Consider the following 17,641-nt stretch of genomic DNA (forward strand, 5'->3'; position numbering starts at 1 on the left):
GGCCCAGGAGGGTCTCCTGTTCCACGGCTGTGCTTGAGTCGGTCATTTCTTGGCTCCTGACTCTGTGCCGGTGTCGAGCTTGACGGCCCGCAGGTAGAAGTACAGCGGGAGCGCAATGAATACCAGTGACAGGAGGGCCATGGCGGCCCCCATGCCGAACCGCAGGCTGGTGAAACTCATGCTGTACACCAGGGTCGGTAGGACTTGAATATCAAACGGCGCAGGCACGCCAAAGAGCAGGAACGCAAGGGAGAAATTGTTCATGTGATGCAGGGTGGCGATCAGGCAGGCCAAGGCCACCGGGCCACGAAGATACGGGAAGATCACATAGCGCAGCTTGGTCCACCACAACGCACCATCGATTGCGGCCGCTTCATGGACTTCCTGATCCACCGACTGCAGTCCCGAGAGCGCCATGAGATAGATAAACGGCCACGCCGCCCATACTTCGACCAGGATCAGGACCCAGTAACTGGAGGGCCCGCTGAGCCACTGACCGGCCGGGATCCCCGCGGTGGCCAGGATCTTGTTGACGATTCCATCCGGCTGGAGCATGGTCCGCCAAAAGGTGCCGACCACAAACGACGGCAGAACGTAGGGGATGAGATAAACCGAACGGACAACGGCTCGGCCGCGGAATGCGTTCTGCGTGGTCAGTGCCGCAAACACCCCGATCGGCACCGTGATGACCGTGGCGATCACCGAGAACGAGACACTGTTCCCAAACGCGTGCAGCAGGTCAGTGGATGTGAATGCCTCCACGAAGTTGGACACCCCTACGAACGGGGCACTGACCCACTTGCGGATCGTGTACTGATCCAGCTGGAGCATCGAAATGTAGATTCCCAGCAACAACGGGACGACGATGACCAGTCCGATCAAGAGACCGCCGGGTGTCAGCAGCCACAACGGCCGGCTGCGTTCACTGACGGTCCGCCGCCGTTCCGGGGCCGAGGGCCCCGGTGGCAGCACCTGTTCGGAGTCGGTTCGGCTCACGATACTCATTTGTTGGCCGCTGCCCTGTCCAGTGAAGTCTGTGCGTCCGCCTGTGCCTTGGCCAAGGCACTCTTCAAGGCTGACTCGTCAAAGGTGCCGGCGCCCAGTCCGGGACGGGCCTGGACGACGATGTTGGTCAGCGCCAGCTGAATGTCGCCCCACGCACCCGTGAACGGAGTGGACTTGGACTTGGTCGCCGAGTCCAAAACAGGTGCCAGGCCGGGGTCGGCCGCCTCGACCTTCTTGGCAGCGGCAGCATTGGCCGGAAGGTCGCCGAACTGCTGGCTGTAATTGACCTGCTCCTCCTCGCTGGTCACCAGCTTGACGAAGGCGGCCGCGAGATCCTGATTCTGTGAGTACTGCGCGATCACCAGGTTGTCACCGGAAATGATCGAGCTCACCGGCGTTCCGCCCGCAGGAGTAGAGGTCTCTCCCGGCGGCACGGACGGCATCACGGCGTATGCATACTTGCCCTTGACCGGGGAAGCGTCCAAAGTGACCTTCGACGACGCCGTTGTCATCGGAATAATTGCCGACTTACCAGAGGCGAAATCGGCGACCGCTTGGCTGTCATTCCAACCCACCGCGGCCGGATTGACGACCTTGTCCTTTGTCAACCACCCAAAGTAGGTTTCATATGCCTTCAAGACAGCCGGGTCATCGATGCGCGCCTTGTTGCCGTCCACGATCGGGTTCCCCGCCTGGTTGGCCATCGTCCAGGCAAACTTCCACGGCGTGTAGTTATCCGCGTACCCCGTGGCCAAGCCGTACGTTGTGCCGTTCGTGAGTTTCTTCGCCTGCTCCAACAGCCCGTCCCAGGTCGTTGCCGGCTTATCCAGGCCAGCATTCTTAAACATCTCGGTGTTGTACGCCATCACGTACGGCCGGGAAGAGAACGGAACAGCAATCTCGTTCTGGGAGTCCGGGCCGGAAATACCAAGGGATGCCGGCACAAAACGATCCCGGCCACCGACCTTGTCCCATTCCTTGGAATCAAACTTCACGAATGCGCCAGTGGAATAGGCCGTTGGCGTGAAGGTGGTTCCGATCCTGTAGACGTCCGGTCCCTGACCGGCCACAACTGAGGTCTGGATCTTAGTCAGCTCATCGTTGGCGGAGGCGAACGTCTCAAATTTCACATCCGCTCCGGTGGATTTCTTAAATGCGTCGGCTATACGGGCCTGCCACGCTTTGGCTTGATCCGCATGCGCAGCGTCGGCGCCGACGAGCACGTCCAGGGTCTTGCCGGCACCGTTAACGGTGCCGTCGCTTGAACTCTGACTGCTGCCGCCGCCGCACGCAGTCAGTCCCAGCACGCCGACAGAAAGCGATGCTGCGACGCCGATAAGCCTCAACTTTGTTTTGTTCATGTCCTTTGCTGCTCCTCATCGAGTCCACTACGAAGTCATCGGTTTCGGCCATGGAGACCGGATGTTACGTGGAACACTATGACAACAAATGCAAAACATGGCAATATGTTGCCAAAAATTGCCAATACCGTAGTTTGGTGGCAACATTTAGGGCATATCGTCAGCGCAGTCGCCAAGGGAGCCTTCAATGGAAGAAGTCACAACCGCAGGGGCAACGAAATCCCAGGGGCGGCGGTCTCCGACCATCAGGGATGTGGCCGCGCTGTGCGGCGTGGCGGCTTCGACGGTGTCACGGGCGCTTTCCCAGCCGGACAGGGTCCACTGGGCTACCCGGGAACGGGTCGAAGCGGCCGCGGCCGAACTGGGTTATGTGCCGAACTACGCGGCCCGCGGGATGACGTCCGGGCGCACCGGGACCGTGGCTCTCCTCGTTCCCGACATCAGCAATGGGTTTTTCCTCGATCTCATTCGAGGGACCCAGCGCCAGTTGCGCGCCGCCGGATATACCCAGCTTCTGGTCGACACAGAGGAGGACACCGACCTTGAGACCAACTACCTGGACCGGCTGCGCTCCTCAGCGGATGGATTTATCCTGGCCGCGAGCCGGCTGAACGATGACCAGCTGGCGAGGCTCGCCGCCGCCATGCCTATCGTGACAATTAACCGGACCAGCCCCGGGGTCCCGACCGTCCTTATCGACACCGCGCACGGGGTTCAGCAGGCACTGGAGCATCTGTTCTCCCTGGGCCACCGGGAGATTGCTTACATGGCTGGGCCTCCGACGTCATGGTCCGACGGGCGCCGGTGGACCGCTCTGCAGGAAAGAGCCAAGGCCCTTGACATCACGGTGCGCCGGCTTGGCCCCTTTCACCCAAGCCAGCGCTCCGGTGCGGCCGCGGCGGATGCCGTCCTCATCAGCGGTGCCACCGCATGCATCGCCTTCAATGACCTGCTCGCCATTGGGATGCTTGTCCGGTTCCAGGAACGGGGCGTGGACGTCCCGGGAGAGCTCAGCGTCATTGGCTGCGACGACATCTTCGGAGCCGACTTCTGCTCTCCACCCCTGACCACCCTCACTGCGCCGATAGAGCAGGCCGGCAGGGTGGCTACAGACATGCTCCTGAGCAGGCTGCAGTCCTTGAACGGCGTCGTGCGTTCGCAGGTTGAACTTCCCACCCACCTGACCATCCGCGCCTCCACCGGAGCCGCCCCGCATCCAAGGAACTCCCTATGACCGAGCTGACCATCCACCCAGACCGGCTGCTCCCTTCGGATCCGGCCACACGTGCCATCGCCCGCAGTCTCCTTGGCGAGGTCGAGGCCGCCCCGATCTATTCCCCGCACGGCCATGTCGACCCGGCATGGCTTGCAGACAACAAGCCGTTCAACGATCCCGCCACCCTGCTCATCACCCCGGACCACTACGTCACCCGGATGCTCCACGCAGCAGGCGTGCCGTTGTCTGAACTCGGCGTCTCCCCACTGAACGGGGGAGCGCATCCAGCAGACCCCCGGGACATCTGGCGGAGTTTCAGCGAAAAATGGCACCTGTTCCTTGGCACACCGGTCCGCTACTGGATGGAGCAGGAACTCAACGAACTCTTCGGCATCAACGAACAACCAGACGCCGGCAACGCAGACGAAATCTTCGATACCATCCAGACCGCACTGCAAACCGATGAGTTCCGCCCTCGGGAGCTGTTCAAAAAATTCAACATCGCCGTGCTCGCGACCACGGACGACCCCGTCGATGACCTCAGTACGCACCGCCTGCTCCGGGACGACCCTTCGTTCACCGGCCGTGTCCTGCCGACTTTCCGCCCGGACCGCTACCTGGATCCCGCCGCCCCCGGATGGACCACGGCACTCGACCGCCTACACAACGTCTCGGGAATCGATACATCCAGCTACGCGGGACTACTCGCCGCACTCAAGGCACGCAGACAGTTTTTCAAAGACCACGGCGCGACCGCCACCGATTCCGGCTGCCCCGAGGCCGGAACCGAACCCCTCAGCGACCCTGATGCCCAAAGGCTCCACCTCAAAGCCCTCCGGGGGCAGATCACCGACAGGGAAGCAGTCGCATACCGCCGGAACATGCTCTACCAAATGGCCGCCATGTCCGCCGAAGACGGACTCGTCATGCAACTTCACCCCGGCATCTTCCGCAACCACCACCGCCCCACCTTTAACAAATTCGGACCCGACACCGGACACGACCTCCCCACCCGGACCAGCTTCGTCGAACCCCTTCGGCCCCTGCTCGAGAGCTTCGGCACCCACCCCAACTTCCGGATGGTCCTCTTCACTGTCGACGAAACTGCTTTCTCCCGCGAAATCGCCCCACTGGCCGGGTTCTACCCCTCCGTCTACGTTGGCGCCCCATGGTGGTTCCTCGACACACCAGCCGCCATCAGCCGCTTCCGCTCAGCCGTCACAGACTCCGCCGGGTTCTATAAAACAGCCGGATTCGTCGACGACACCCGGGCATTCTGCTCCATCCCTGCCCGCCACAACATGGCCCGGAGGGCCGATGCCGCCCACCTGGCCACTCTCGTCACAACCCACCAGATCACCGAAACCGACGCCCACACCCTCGCCCGCGACCTCGTCGGGCGCATCCCCACCGACGCATTCAGGCTCTAGCCCAAAGGCCAACCACTGGGTGTTCTGCGCTTCGGGGAACGTCACTTGGATTTGCGCACACGCTACCGTACTCAGGAACCTGTCTTCCGAAGATTTCGCGACGGTCGTGGAGTTCGTTCCAAACTCGCTCTGTTCCTCGTCATCCACATCGTTGGTCTCATGATCGCCAAGGCAATCTCCCAGGCCCTGGACAAGCTCCTGCAAAAAGTCGGTTTCGATCGGCTCATGGAGCAGGACGGGGTGAAAAAGGCGCTGTAACGGTCGTCGATGGATGCCAGCGACATCTTCGATGCCGTACCCTGTCCGTCCCCAGAATCCGGTTCGGCTTAACCTTCGAGCCGCCAGCGTTTGGCTCTTCCGCCCGGCGCATTTGCTATACAACATTTCCATTCCGGCTCAAGGCTGTTCCTGCTCTATTCCTCAAGAATCATTACAAATAGGACCCGTAAGGTACCCGTCCTGCATTGGGGGAGGGGCGGCCACCACCTTCCTCTCCAAGCCTTTTTGAGGCCGGTCACAACGGTTGCGAATGTTGAGCTATGCCGTTCGCGCGTCACTCGCTCAAGTCAACGGCGACCTCTTTCACCAGCGTCGCCAGCGAAAGTTGCGTCCTCTCCAAAGATCCATTGATGGAGGCGAATGCGAGAGGCCCCCAACCCCGGAGAGCATCCTGCGAGCACTCGATCCACGATATCCAGGTACTCCGAGGTTTTTGGAGTAGGGGGAGCGCACTCCGACCTCGCTGATTCCTTTGGTGCCGCAACAGTCAGTAATGAGATGCTGGGTGCCTTCATGGGACCGGTCAGCCATGACCTCCGAAACCCCTTGACTACAACTCTGGGATGCGTGAGAACTGGCGTGCCTAGATGCGCAGGGGCGTCACCCGGTCAGCGGAGAGTAGGCGGGGATCGAGTAGGCGGGGATGAAGGAGGAAAGGATCGAGGGGGTTGGTGACGTCATCATCTGCTCCAGAATCCATGCCGGCGAGGATAGCCTTCCGCGAACCGTGGGAGGTCACTAGCACCACGTACGTATAAACGCCTCCTTCGGCGGCGCGGATTGCGCGGCACAGACTCAGCCCTTCCATGCCTGACATCTGCAGGTCGGCGACCACGACGTCTGAGCGTAGCGTCTTGTACAGGGCCCAACCGATATCGTCGTTGCCGCGGTGAGGCATTCATACCCGGACTGTTCCAATGCGACCTGGGCAACCAGCAGGGACCCCGGATCATCGTCGACTACGAGGACTGACGGAAATTCCCGGGGCGTGCCCGTGCATCCTCCCTTTCAGGCGGACTCTCTGGCCAGCGGGCCTGCCACAATTTCTCAACAACTGCGAGCATGTGGATCGTAACCTACTGAGGCAACTGTCGGGCCGGCTTCGCCCATATCGATAACGGTGGAAAGACGCGCCGCCGTGCCTGAGTCCGGCCGCCTCTAGCAGGAAATCAGGCTGCCTACCCCCGCAATCACCATGACTACCGACACCCCGTCCGCAGAGGTCGCTTCCGACCCACCGGACAAGCGTCAGTTACACGCCATAATGCTTTTGGGGTGGCCGGTTCTTAGGTTGGCCCCGGCTCTGTCTCGGTTACCGCGGTGATCATGCGTTCCATCCGGGCCACGCCTGCGAAGCGGCCAGCGTTGTCGGTGATGATTAAAGGGGCGAAACGCTCCGCTGGTGCCCGGGTCATAGATCGTGCCAGCGATTCTTCCAGCGGGGTGTTCAGGTTGACCCGGAGGCCGGGGGTGCCAGGACCGTCAAGTCTGCTGCCGGGTTGCAGGATAGCTATGGGGCGCTGATGGCTGCCGATCAAGACCACGAATCCCAGAGACGGGTCGGCCGCGAATACGTCGGTTGCCTCCGCCGGATCCGTAATGGTCACTGCCGGTTCGGCGACGTCCCGGACGGTCGGCGCCCGGGTCGGCGGCATCTGTGTCCTGCTTTTTTCGCTGAGCCGGTCAGCGATCCCGGGCGCCAAGGGCGCCCAGACGGGGGCTGGCCTCCCCAAGTGATAGCCCTGCGCGAGCGGAACACCAAGCGAGACGAGAGCGTCAAGTTCTTCACCGCGCTCAACCCCCTCGGCCAGCACCCACGCATCGATCCGGTCCGCGAAGCTCCCCAGCATACCGATCAGAGCACGGCGCGCTTCATCACGGTCAACATCCCGGACCAACTCCTGGTCGATCTTAATGATGGACGGGCGCAGGAGCAGAAGGTGTCGCAACCCGGCGTATCCGGCCCCGGCGTCATCAACAGCGATGAACGCCCCGGCACCACGTAACCGGTCCAGGTCCGGCCCGAGCGCCTCATAGCAATCGATCGGGGCCTGCTCGGTCAATTCAATGACCAAGCCACCCAAGTCCTTTTCACCGTCCCACACATCCCGTACCCGTCCGGAGGAGAGTAAGTCCGGGGAGACGTTCAGACTCAGGAAACAATTGCGCGGCAGGCTCGGCCGGGCATTCAACGCCGTACGCAGGGCAGCAGCTTCCAAGTCCGCAGACCGGCCGAGAGCACGTGCCTTCTTGAACCAGACCTCCGGGCTGCCCTCTGAAAACCCCGGAAACCGGGCCAGGGCCTCATAGCCTGCGACCGTACCCTGACGGATGTCTGCGATGGGCTGATAGAACGTCGAGAGCCCTTCACCCCGGCACGCGACGTCCAGCAGCTCGTTCCACCCAGAAGCGCCATCCCCGGATGAAAGGGCAGGCCGTGGGGCCTGAATCAATCTCAGGCCGCCGGAATGATGGCCTCGCGGACGGACCTGACGAGTTCCAGAGGCAACTCCGCCAACGCGTGTGCTGTCGCAGCATGAGCGGCGACGTGCACAAGAATCTCATCCTCTGTGCTGCACACCCAGGCAGCCTCGCAGCCCGGAACCACATCACCACAAGCAAACGACTTCATCACAGCCACCTCTCCCCATCCACGAGTGGCACCACCTTAACCCACCTGCCCCATTCAACGATAGACCTCATTGGGCAGCATAAGCATGTAGGGCAGCCCCTCACGGGTTGTCCGTTGGCAGTGAAACTGGCAGCGCTGACGTGAGGTAATGCGAGTTCTTCTGACGGTATCCCCTGCATTATTGCGTTTTACTGTCACTCGATCCGGCAGTTCCGTAAGCGTCCTGGTTGTATCGCTGTCGGCATTTTTCAAACTGTCCGGTTCTAGAGGGAACCTCAGAGCACCAGGCAAGTCACGCTGCCACAATAAAAGGAGCCACTAAACGCTACACCCGGACTGTCTCTAAACGCTTGGGATACGAGATGTTTCGCTGGCCCAACGACCGCGGAGGGGGCAGTGGTCGGTCAAACCGGTGGACGCTGATCTTGGATGCTTGTCCGCGTCTGCGGTCCTCAGCTAGCCGGCGTCTGTCTCTGTCCTTGGACGAACAAGGAGACAGCGACTGTTTGCAAGGAAAAGAGATTAAGCCTGGACAGTCAGGTGGGAGGGGTGCCGGGGTGGATGTTGGCGTTGTAGCGGAATACGTTATCCGGGTCCCATTGGCTCTTGATCCGTGCGAGTCGTTCGTATTTTTGGTCTCCGTAGGACGACCTGACACGGTCTTCGTCGGTGTCGGCGAGGAAGTTCACGTAAGTACCGGATCCGCTGGCGTGTGGACGCAGCGCAGCCCAGAACTCGCGCACCCAGGCGCGGTCGTGTTCCAGGAGTTCGGGGCTGGGGCACTCGGCGGAGATGTTGAATACCCATTTGATGTCCCTGCGGCCGCCGAAGGCGGTGTCATCGTCCCCGACCCGTGAGAAGGCGCCCCGCATCGGGAAAACGGGGACGAAGGAGAGCGGGGAGGCTTTTTGGGGCACGTAGTGGGCGACCACGTCGATCGCGTCGTCGCTGAGCTCATCGAGGTAGAGGGCTTTTTCGTAGGCGAGGATTCCCCAGGGGGTGCTGCCGTCGAACATCCGCTGGAGTTGGATGTAAGGGATCGGGGTGATCAGGTGCCATTGTGGTTCCGGTGCCGAGGCGAGGACGGGTTCGATCATCCGGGCGTGTTCTTCGGGGCTGGCCCAGCCGATGATGACCAGGGCGATCCCGGGTTGTCCTTGATATTTTTCCGGGACGAATGGTTCCGGCGGTGCGCTGAGCCCGGCGAGCAGCACGCCCGCGGTTTCCGGCAGATTCGGGATCAGGTCGCGGCTGAACCGCAGCCCGTCCCGGGCGTGGTCGGCGTCCCAGAAGAACATGCCCATTTGGACCAATGGTGTGACCTCGTGCAGGGCGAATTCGAAGGTGGTCACAATCCCGAAGTTGCCTCCGCCGCCGCGCAGGGCCCAGAACAGGTCGGGATTGGAACCGGGCGAGGCAGTAACGGTGCGCCCGTCGGCGGTCACGACCTCCGCGCTGACCAGATTGTCACAGCTCAGGCCCGCACGCGGGCTGAGCCAGCCGATGCCCCCGCCCAGGGTCAGGCCAGCGACCCCGGTGTGGCTGATAAAGCCGCCAGGCAGAGCGAGTCCGTGTTCCTGCGTGGCTGCGTCCAGATCAGCCCAGGTCGTGCCGCCCCCGCACCTGGCTCGGCGGGCTTGCGGGTCAACCTCCACCTGGTTCAGGGCACTCAAATCGATCATCATCGCACCGTCACGGACGGCGTGTCCGGCGTAACTATGTCCCCCACCCCGGACCGTGACCTCCACGCCGGCCGTCCGGGCGAAACCGATCGCTTCCGCGGTCTGCTGCCTGTCGGTTGGCCGGACGATCAGGGCGGGGCGCCGATCGATGTCCCCGTTCCACACGGCACGGGCCTCGTCGTACCCGGGGTCCCCGGGCACAAAGCTCTCCGCATCAAAGGAGGCACGAAACTTCTCCCATACCGCAGAATCAGTCACTACAGAATCGGACACAGCAGATCTCCGCTCTGAGACCGTCGACCATTGATACGCAGGAATCTACACCCGCTTCCCCCAAACCGGAAGGGACCGACCCGACGCGGCCGCTCCTGAGCCCTGACACGGGGAGAGATCCACCATAAGGGGAACAACGCCCTCGGGTGAGTGACCATCGGCGTACCTGGCGGGGCTGTCTGAATAACAATGAAGATGGAGTTGCGGCTCCGGGCGGGTCTGACTTGCTGATTAACTGACGTGCTCTCGGGCATTGTCCTGACAGCGACGGGTCGGCGCGTGCCGGGGTCGCACTCGTTTGGGGTTGGTCGGCCCGGGCGGACGTGACCGCATAGCGCCTCTGTGTGTCAAGCAGCCAGTTTTTGGGCCTGATGGTGGTCGTGCAGGATCCGCCTGTAGAGGACATTGAAGAGGCGTCATTTGAGTGCCCTGCGGGCTTCGCGGGGTGTTTTTCCTTCGACGGTTTTCTCCAGGTAGTACTCCCGGCCTGGTCCGGGGTCACGGCTTTGGCAGACGGCCATGGTGCTCATGGGCTCCTCGGGTGTGGATAGAACATCGAGGGCTATCACTCCGGCGTGGGTGGGTCCGGCGCCGGCCAGTTTCTTATTCGAGGAATGCTCGACCAGGGTGGCTGCGGTCGATAGGAGGCGGCGGGTCGGCCAGGAATTCAAGTCGGGCATTAACGGAGTGCAGACCTTCGGCCTGCACTCGGCCTGGACGGGGTTTTCAGGGGGAAGCGGAAGCCTGGGGTCCGGAGTCTGCGACTGCGCCGTGATCCAGAATTCCGGAACCGGACGGACCTGCTGGCGGATGGGGTTCCAATTACGCCTGAAACCTGCCACGAGGCAGTGCGTTCAGCCCATACGGCGTGGGGTGACCCTCGGTGTCGGCGAGTTGCTGCCATGGTCGCGGTGGTTAGTGGGTGACCGTGCGGTGTGTTGGCAGCCGTTTGCTTTGCAGTTGGGGGAGGACGAAGATGGCGTCGAACAGAATCAGGATGAACAATACTGGTGCCAGGAAGACGAGGCGGTGGCCCGCCGGATCTGACAAGGGGTTCAGCTGCGAGTAATAGGCGTAGGAGTGGAAGACTGAGATGAGCAGCACGGCCGCCTGGGCTGAGACGGCCCAGAGCCGGCCGTTCCACGCGGGCCACAGTAGAGCGAGCAGGACAACGCCTTCGGGAAAACCTTGCCAAAATGGGCCGATCAGCAGCCCGATCATGTCGACGGCAATGAGGCCGGTGATTGCTACGGTGACCCGTAACCATATGGGGGTCCTGGTCGGGGTGCGCTTCCGGCCCGTGAGCTGGCGGATGATAAACGTTGCCTCGGACACAATCACGAAGAAATACGGCAGCATGACGACAAGGTAGGCTTCGCCGAAGCCGGTCCTCCAGAGGGCGGCGTTGCCGTCGACAAAGTTACCGCCGCCGCTCATCCAGCGGTCGGTACTCAGGAGCCAGTAGGAATGGAGGGCTACCAGGAGAAGGACTGCCGCCTGGACTGTGACAGCCCAGAGCTGGCCCCTCCAGGCGGGCCGCATGACTAGAAGTATGGTGCCTGCTTCGGTGAGGCCGAGCCAGGGAACATCGACGTTGATCATGGTGGTTGGTGGGCCCATGAATGAACGAATGTTCGAGTAGATCAGTGCGAGGGAAATCAGGGCAGAAATAATGATGGCGGCCCGAGGCCCTTTCAGGGCTGGGGTGGCCGTCCCGGCCGGCGGAGCGTCCTCTGGCATGATCCCTCCTTAGAGCGGCATGCCGCTGGCTTCGGCCAGTATGCTCCCCTGCCGTATCTCTGGCAAGAACTTGATGAGAGTCATCTATAGTGCCCGCGGTACGGGGCGGCTCGCCTGCCTGTAAGTGGCAACTCTGAACTGACGGGAGTCGGCAAAACCGATTGGCTTTCGCGTGAATTCCAGGGGTGTTGCAACCACCTCTGGAATTCAAGCTAGAGGCCACGGCAGGTGGTTTATCAGGTTCCGGTGCGCATCAGGCCCGGAACGTTTTCCAGGACGCGCCCTTGGCTGTGGCTGGTGGGGTTTCGCGGAGCCGCGCTGCGGTGGCGGCCGTTGGTGCCGGCGGGGGCGTCTTTCCAAGGGCCGTGTCTTCAGCGCCAGAAGGCGTCTACGGCGCGCGCGTCCCAGGGGTAGGTGTGGATCGCATGGATGAGGCCGTCCTGGATTTTAAGGACGTCGCAGACGAGGTAGTCGATGGATTGGCCCGCGCGTTCGGCCTGGTTGCGCCGGAGCGCGAAGGTGTGCTCGCCGCCGTCAGCGACGTCGATGAGGCTTGCTTGGAAGGTCGAGCACGTGGCGAGCTTGGGCAGGAGTTCGTTCGCGATGGCGTCCTTTCCCTGCCACTGGCCCGTGACCGTGTTCTGACCGGGAATGCTCCACACTGCGTCCGGGGCGAAGAGATCGATGATCTCGGCCAGCTTCCCTTCGGGGAAGAGGTCATACACCCTGCGTATGACGTCCTTGTTCTCCATCGTCCATTCCTTTCAATTGTTCAGTCGCTTGCCAGCGATCAGGGACCACTGTGGTGCCAGGAGTATGGGACCACCCGTGGGTGGTAGTCAGCATTGCCGGTCTCCTTGTTGTCGTCAATGGCATCGGACCGGTTTTGCGGTGTGGCATTGGTGCCATGAGGGTTTGGGGATTGTGGAAATAACGGTGTATCCGGGCCTCGACCCCGTCGTTATTTCCATAGTCCGGCCGGGCGGCGCAAGCCAGGTCTTGTAGACCCCGCCGTGTCCGCTTCGCCTGGTTGTTGGGGGCCGGTGTTAAGGATTCGCAAATATCGGTGGGGATCGGGGGGAACCGCGCGTGGCGGGTGTTATGTTCGGCTGTGGTCCCGGTGCGGTGTGTCGGGCGGAAAGGATTACATGACGACGTTGAGCAGGCCCCCGGTGGACCCTTCGGCTCCCAGGCGCGGTGCGAGGGCGGCATTGAAGAGCTGGTTGCTGTTTGGACTCCAGGATAGCAAGGGCAGCCATCAGGGGCCGGGCGCGGTCGGTGACTCCCACGTGAAGAAGCATTCGTGGTGGCAGGTGATGTGCCTGACGGGTGTGGATTACTTTTCGACCCTGGGTTATCAGCCGGCGATCGCGGCCCTCGCGGCCGGGGTGATCTCCCCGCTGGCCACGATTGTGCTGGTCGCCGTCACCCTGCTCGGTGCGCTCCCTGTGTACCGCCGGGTTGCGGGGGAAAGTCATCGGGGTGAGGGCTCGATCGCGATGCTGGAGCGGCTGATGCCGCGGTGGGGTGGGAAGCTCTTTGTCCTGGTCCTGTTGGGCTTCGCCGCGACGGACTTCATGATCACCATGACCCTCTCCGCCGCCGACGCGGCCGCGCACCTGATTCAGAACCCGATCGCTCCGGGCTGGTTGCAGGGGCAGAACATCGCGATCACCTTGTTTTTGCTGGCGTTGCTGGCCGCGGTGTTCCTGCGCGGGTTCAAGGAGGCCATCGGCGTCGCCGTCGCCCTGGTCGCCCTCTACCTGGGCCTCAATGCCGTGGTCGTGGTCGTGACCCTGTCGGAGGTGTTTACCCATACCGTTGCCGTCGGCCAGTGGTGGCACGCCCTCTCGACCTCGCACGGGAACCCGTTCATGGTGATCGGGATTGCCCTGCTTGTCTTCCCTAAACTCGCCCTGGGACTGTCAGGTTTCGAAACCGGCGTCGCGGTCATGCCGCAGATCCGCGGCGCCGCCGGCGATACCGAGGAGAATCCGGCCGGCCGGATCAAGGGCGCCCGCAGGCTCCTGACAACGGCGGCGGTGATCATGAGCGCTTTCCTGATTACGACGAGCTTCATCACCGTGGTCCTGATCCCGGAGCAGGAATTTCAGCCCGGCGGCCAGGCTGACGGGCGTGCCCTGGCGTTCCTGGCCCACGAGTACCTTGGTGTGGGTTTCGGCACCGTGTACGACATCAGCACGATCGCGATCCTTTGGTTCGCCGGTGCCTCCGCGATGGCGGGCCTGTTGAACCTGGTGCCCCGCTACCTGCCCCGTTATGGGATGGCACCCGCGTGGGCGAAGGCCGTACGTCCGCTGGTTCTGGTCTTCACCGTGATCGGTTTTTTGATCACGTTCCTTTTCAACGCTGACGTCGATGCCCAGGGCGGTGCGTACGCGACCGGTGTGTTGGTCCTGATGACCTCTGCAGCGGTCGCGGTGACGCTCTCGGCCCGGCGTGCGAGGCAGGCCAAACGCACCATCGGGTTTGGGGTCATCGCTGTGGTTTTCATCTACACGACGGTCGCGAATATCTTTGAACGTCCCGAAGGCATCCGGATCGCGGCCATCTTCATCCTGGGCATCATCGTCATTTCCCTGCTCTCCCGGGTCCGGCGGTCCTTTGAACTGCACGCGACCCATGTCCATATGGACCGTGAAGCGCTCGAATTCATGTCGGAGGTCCTGGACGGGCCGCTGGCCATCATTTCCCACGAACCGCTCCGGCTCAGCGAGGCGGCGTACCGGGAGAAGCTGACCTCGGCGATCGAGGTCAGCCACCTGCCCCTGGACCAGCAGGCCCTGTTCCTGGAAGTCATCGTCGATGACTCGTCTGACTTCGAAACCGCCCTCGAAATCAGAGGTGTGGTCCGGCACGGGTACCGGATCCTGGAAGTCCACGGACCGGTGGTGCCGAACACCATCGCCTCGGTACTCCTGCACATCCGGGACGTCACCGGCCTGATGCCTCACATCTACTTCCGCTGGACTGAAGGGAACCCCGTCACTAACCTGCTTCGCTTCCTGTTCCTTGGTGAAGGCGAAATCGCCCCTGTGACCCGGGAGGTGCTCCGCGAAGCCGAACCGGACGTCACCAGGCGACCCTGGGTCCACGTCGGCTGACCCTTTCCCCTGACCATGGCCCGCGGAACCCGGCGGTCACCCGGGTGGGACCGGGATGGATGCCGCGAGCCGGGCGGCATCTTCCAAGGAGGACGGGGTCGCTTGCCGAAAAGCGGTGTCTGCATCCTTGTGAAGGACACCGGCGGCGAGAACCCGGACCTTCACCTGCTGGCCGTGGGAGGCGCTGCACGCCAGCACATCCCCGCGAACCACGGCACGCACAGTGTCGCCCCCTGTGGAAGGGCGGAAGATAATCCACCACTGATCACCGGAACTGTCCTGGAAAAGATAGCCAGCCCGGGAACGGTAGGCCGGACCTTCAACTGCCCGGCCATCAGGCTCGGTCACGGTGCCCGCCGGTGCGGTATACCGGATCCCGGCGGGGAGGTCGGAGGCATACTCCCTCACGACATGTCCCGCTTGCGGCAGGGGCTCGCCGGCCGGGACAACGTTTCTGACCCTGCCGCCCTGCGGCTCTCCTGACCCGCGCATTCCACCATCATGCTGCTCCCGCCCACGTCTCACTCAACGACCAAACCCCAGGGCCGCCAAAGGTCGCGGCCCCTATCGCCTCCATCAAACATCGGTCAGGGCACAGGAGGACCCGTTCCTCCCGTTTTCTTGATGGTTTCTTAACGGGTACCCGGCTTGGCCAGACACCGTGTCCTTCGTGGAAGGCCGGGGGCGTGATCGATGCTGCTGGTCAAGGGGTCATGCATCCTTCAGGGGACCGGAGCGGCTAGCGGCCGGATCTGCAGGCCTTCAGCGGTCCAGCTGACGGAGCGCAGGTCCGTGACCATGATGTCGGGGCTGTGTTCTCCGACGTCGCGGTCGCCAACGCCGATGACGAAGCCGGCGTTCGCGGCGCGTGCGGCGCGGATGCCGGCGGGCGCATCTTCGATCACGACGCAGCGGCCGATCGGGACGCCCAGTCGGTGGGCGCCTGCGAGGTATCCCTCGGGGTGTGGCTTGCCGTGCTCGACATCGCCTGCCGTCACCAGCACGTCCGGAACGGGCAGGTGAGCGGCAGTCAGGCGCGCTGTGGCCAGGTCACGGGAAGCGGAGGTGACTGTCGCCCAACGCCCGGAGGGGATCGACGCGAGCAGCTCGGCAGCGCCGGGGATTGATGTGACGGCTGCTGCGTCCTCTATCTCCAGCGCGTCGATTAGAGCAGCCGCATCTGCGCGGCGGTCAGGGTGGATGAAGTCGGCCACCGTATCGGCCGAGCGACGTCCGTGGACGGTGCCGATGACTTCGTCCGGGTTTAGTTCCATGTGCTGGGACCAACGACTCCAGGAGCGGATGACGATCGCGTCGGATTCGACCAGGACGCCGTCGCAATCGAACAGTACGGCGTCGCAGGGGACGAAAGTCGCTTCGTCCGTTGCTGGGTCAGGGTGGGAGATGCCGGCCATGCGGGCTCCTTCGTAGGTGTTAGTAGTAGTTTCCGGCAGGTGAAGAGCGCGAGGATGCCGCCGCGCCCATGTTAAAGACCCCCACCCCGCTCTTGGAAACCGCTGACCCGCTGCGGGCACGTAGTCGCCACTGCACAGGAGAGCTCTCTGTGTCGAAGGACGGCACCTGGCACCACTCACCCGGGGCCGGCCGTGCACCTGGCACTATGATGGCGGGGTTTCCCGCGGGCGTCCGCTCTGCGGCGGACGGCATGCCGGGTTCACGACCTGGCTCAGGGCTGCCGGTTTGGTCCGGGGCCCGGGGCCCACAGCTTCTCGAGGGCGTAGGTGTTAGTCGCTGGGGCCTGTGTCCGTGGTCAGTCCGCGGTCATCGTGGTCTCGGCGGTTATCTTCTTCCGCGGGTCCTGGAGGGATCGCCGGGTGTCCGCTGGCCTGGTAGCTGTCGGCGGCGAAGTCGGGGGCGCCGGGGTGAGGGGCTAATTCCTTTTCCTTCGGCAACAGCGGTGCTGCGGCGTCCCTGGGAACCGGGGTCGTCTGCGGGCCGCGGCCCTCGTTCGGTGTCTCTTCAGGTTCGTTCGTTCCGGTGCCCATCGGCTGCTCCCGTTCGTGTCGGTGGATGCTTCCTGCCTCGTTCACGCTACCAAGTTTCAATCTGGACGGGACCCGCGCGGGGGTGCTGGACCGGCCGAGAGGTGTCTTGTGAACGATTGTTATCAGACGCCCTCGTTGTCGTAATGCGTGTCATGACCAACTCGATGGGTGACAGGGCACTCCAAACTCTGCCGGCGTTTGGGGAGCTGTACGCTGCGACGGAGCAGGCATGCGGCCCGAACGAAGCGAATAGCTTGGTTCGAAGAGCCCGGCCCTAGGATTGGGCGGATGAAGGTTGATAGCGTCCATGGATGCTCAGAACGGAAGCTGCGGTGACCGGTGAGCTGGACCGGGATGCTTCAAGGCGTCCGAGGCAGGGCGCGGCAACGTGACGCTCTGGGACGGCCGCTGCCTTACGGAAGCGCTGGCGTGGAGCCTGTCTCGGAGGAGACGTTGCCGCCGGCGGAGACGTTGGTCTTGGCCCGGAGCCTGGTGGAAGCGGGCCGGCCCTTCGCCGCGCACGAGGTACTCGAGGCGAGATGGAAAGCTGGGCCGGCTATGGAACGTGATCTATGGCAAGGTCTTGCCCAGATCTGTGTCGGGCTTGCCCACGCCGATGGATACCTCAGCCGGTCCAGCTTCCCCGTCCGGTGACCAGGTCGAGTCCGATCAGGCAAGGGTTGCCGTTATTCCCGATCTTGATGTCCCGGAACTTGATGGCGCTTCCGTAGACGTAGGCGGCGTTGACTACGGCGGCTGTGTCGGCGGATCGTGCAGCCCATATGGGTGAGGAGACGCTGGTGCCTCCCACGGTGAACCAGCCGGTCTGTCCGTTGTAGGGGGTGGAGTCGTAGACTGACACCCCTGACGCGGGGTCGGCGTCCAGGGAGAC

The 17,641-nt window shown here is 62.9% G+C and carries 17 protein-coding genes and 1 pseudogene; 6 read left to right on the top strand and 12 right to left on the bottom strand.

Translation table 11 applies throughout. The features are described from left to right. Positions 1 to 42: 42 nt before the first annotated feature. A complete protein-coding gene (locus AB0313_RS17355; protein ID WP_366307068.1) occupies positions 43 to 996 on the bottom strand; it encodes a sugar ABC transporter permease in 954 nt (317 codons plus the stop codon). 5 nt (positions 997 to 1,001) lie between these two features. After that, entirely contained in the window at positions 1,002 to 2,366 is a 1,365-nt protein-coding gene (locus AB0313_RS17360) for an extracellular solute-binding protein (protein WP_366307070.1), read from the bottom strand. 187 nt (positions 2,367 to 2,553) lie between these two features. On the opposite strand from AB0313_RS17360, the gene AB0313_RS17365 reads away from it, so the two are divergent. The 3 genes from AB0313_RS17365 to AB0313_RS17375 are packed head-to-tail and all read left to right on the top strand — an operon-like array spanning position 2,554 to position 5,270. Then, on the top strand, positions 2,554 to 3,600 hold the full coding sequence (locus AB0313_RS17365; protein WP_366307072.1) for a LacI family DNA-binding transcriptional regulator: 1,047 nt from the start codon (positions 2,554 to 2,556) through the stop codon (positions 3,598 to 3,600). Further along, positions 3,597 to 5,012 (top strand): glucuronate isomerase, encoded by a 1,416-nt coding sequence (uxaC, locus tag AB0313_RS17370; RefSeq protein WP_366307074.1) that lies wholly within the window; start codon positions 3,597 to 3,599, stop codon positions 5,010 to 5,012. Before AB0313_RS17365 ends, uxaC begins: the two co-directional genes overlap by 4 nt. A gap of 45 nt (positions 5,013 to 5,057) precedes the next feature. Continuing rightward, a complete protein-coding gene (locus AB0313_RS17375) occupies positions 5,058 to 5,270 on the top strand; it encodes a hypothetical protein (RefSeq protein WP_366307076.1) in 213 nt (70 codons plus the stop codon). Between the two features lie 604 nt (positions 5,271 to 5,874). Here AB0313_RS17375 and AB0313_RS17380 read toward each other — a convergent pair. From AB0313_RS17380 to AB0313_RS17410, 7 genes are all read right to left on the bottom strand, one after another. Beyond that, complete coding sequence (locus tag AB0313_RS17380; protein ID WP_366307078.1) at positions 5,875 to 6,189, bottom strand: response regulator; 315 nt, start codon at positions 6,187 to 6,189, stop codon at positions 5,875 to 5,877. A gap of 388 nt (positions 6,190 to 6,577) precedes the next feature. Further along, complete coding sequence (locus tag AB0313_RS17385; protein ID WP_366307080.1) at positions 6,578 to 7,744, bottom strand: EAL domain-containing protein; 1,167 nt, start codon at positions 7,742 to 7,744, stop codon at positions 6,578 to 6,580. Between the two features lie 2 nt (positions 7,745 to 7,746). Further along, on the bottom strand, positions 7,747 to 7,923 hold the full coding sequence (locus tag AB0313_RS17390) for a DUF1059 domain-containing protein (protein WP_366307082.1): 177 nt from the start codon (positions 7,921 to 7,923) through the stop codon (positions 7,747 to 7,749). A gap of 536 nt (positions 7,924 to 8,459) precedes the next feature. Further along, positions 8,460 to 9,863, bottom strand: coding sequence for an FAD-binding oxidoreductase (locus AB0313_RS17395; protein WP_366307084.1), 1,404 nt, complete (start codon positions 9,861 to 9,863; stop codon positions 8,460 to 8,462). Between the two features lie 431 nt (positions 9,864 to 10,294). Next, on the bottom strand, positions 10,295 to 10,558 hold the full coding sequence (locus tag AB0313_RS17400; protein ID WP_366307086.1) for a hypothetical protein: 264 nt from the start codon (positions 10,556 to 10,558) through the stop codon (positions 10,295 to 10,297). A 235-nt stretch (positions 10,559 to 10,793) separates the two neighbouring features. Then, a complete protein-coding gene (locus AB0313_RS17405) occupies positions 10,794 to 11,618 on the bottom strand; it encodes a hypothetical protein (RefSeq protein ID WP_366307088.1) in 825 nt (274 codons plus the stop codon). Between the two features lie 371 nt (positions 11,619 to 11,989). Beyond that, entirely contained in the window at positions 11,990 to 12,370 is a 381-nt protein-coding gene (locus AB0313_RS17410; RefSeq protein WP_366307090.1) for a nuclear transport factor 2 family protein, read from the bottom strand. A 396-nt stretch (positions 12,371 to 12,766) separates the two neighbouring features. On the opposite strand from AB0313_RS17410, the gene AB0313_RS17415 reads away from it, so the two are divergent. Next, positions 12,767 to 14,743 (top strand): amino acid transporter, encoded by a 1,977-nt coding sequence (locus tag AB0313_RS17415; RefSeq protein ID WP_366307092.1) that lies wholly within the window; start codon positions 12,767 to 12,769, stop codon positions 14,741 to 14,743. A gap of 102 nt (positions 14,744 to 14,845) precedes the next feature. Beyond that, entirely contained in the window at positions 14,846 to 15,226 is a 381-nt protein-coding gene (locus AB0313_RS17420; protein ID WP_366307094.1) for a hypothetical protein, read from the top strand. Positions 15,227 to 15,465: 239 nt separating this feature from the next. Here the strand turns inward: AB0313_RS17420 and AB0313_RS17425 are convergent, their stop codons facing one another. Next, the gene (locus tag AB0313_RS17425; protein WP_366307096.1) at positions 15,466 to 16,158 is read right to left on the bottom strand and encodes an HAD-IA family hydrolase; all 693 of its coding nucleotides are present in this window, start codon (positions 16,156 to 16,158) and stop codon (positions 15,466 to 15,468) included. A 330-nt stretch (positions 16,159 to 16,488) separates the two neighbouring features. Beyond that, positions 16,489 to 16,794 (bottom strand): hypothetical protein, encoded by a 306-nt coding sequence (locus AB0313_RS17430; protein ID WP_366307098.1) that lies wholly within the window; start codon positions 16,792 to 16,794, stop codon positions 16,489 to 16,491. A 309-nt stretch (positions 16,795 to 17,103) separates the two neighbouring features. On the opposite strand from AB0313_RS17430, the gene AB0313_RS17435 reads away from it, so the two are divergent. Then, positions 17,104 to 17,403, top strand: coding sequence for a DUF309 domain-containing protein (locus AB0313_RS17435; protein ID WP_366307104.1), 300 nt, complete (start codon positions 17,104 to 17,106; stop codon positions 17,401 to 17,403). Here AB0313_RS17435 and AB0313_RS17440 read toward each other — a convergent pair. Next, a pseudogene (locus AB0313_RS17440) lies at positions 17,375 to 17,641 on the bottom strand (hypothetical protein); the annotation flags it as partial. The gene AB0313_RS17435 and the pseudogene AB0313_RS17440 sit on opposite strands and share 29 nt — an antisense overlap.

This window comes from Pseudarthrobacter sp. NPDC080039, assembly GCF_040702335.1.
GTDB classification, from domain to species: Bacteria; Actinomycetota; Actinomycetes; order Actinomycetales; family Micrococcaceae; genus Arthrobacter; species Arthrobacter enclensis_A.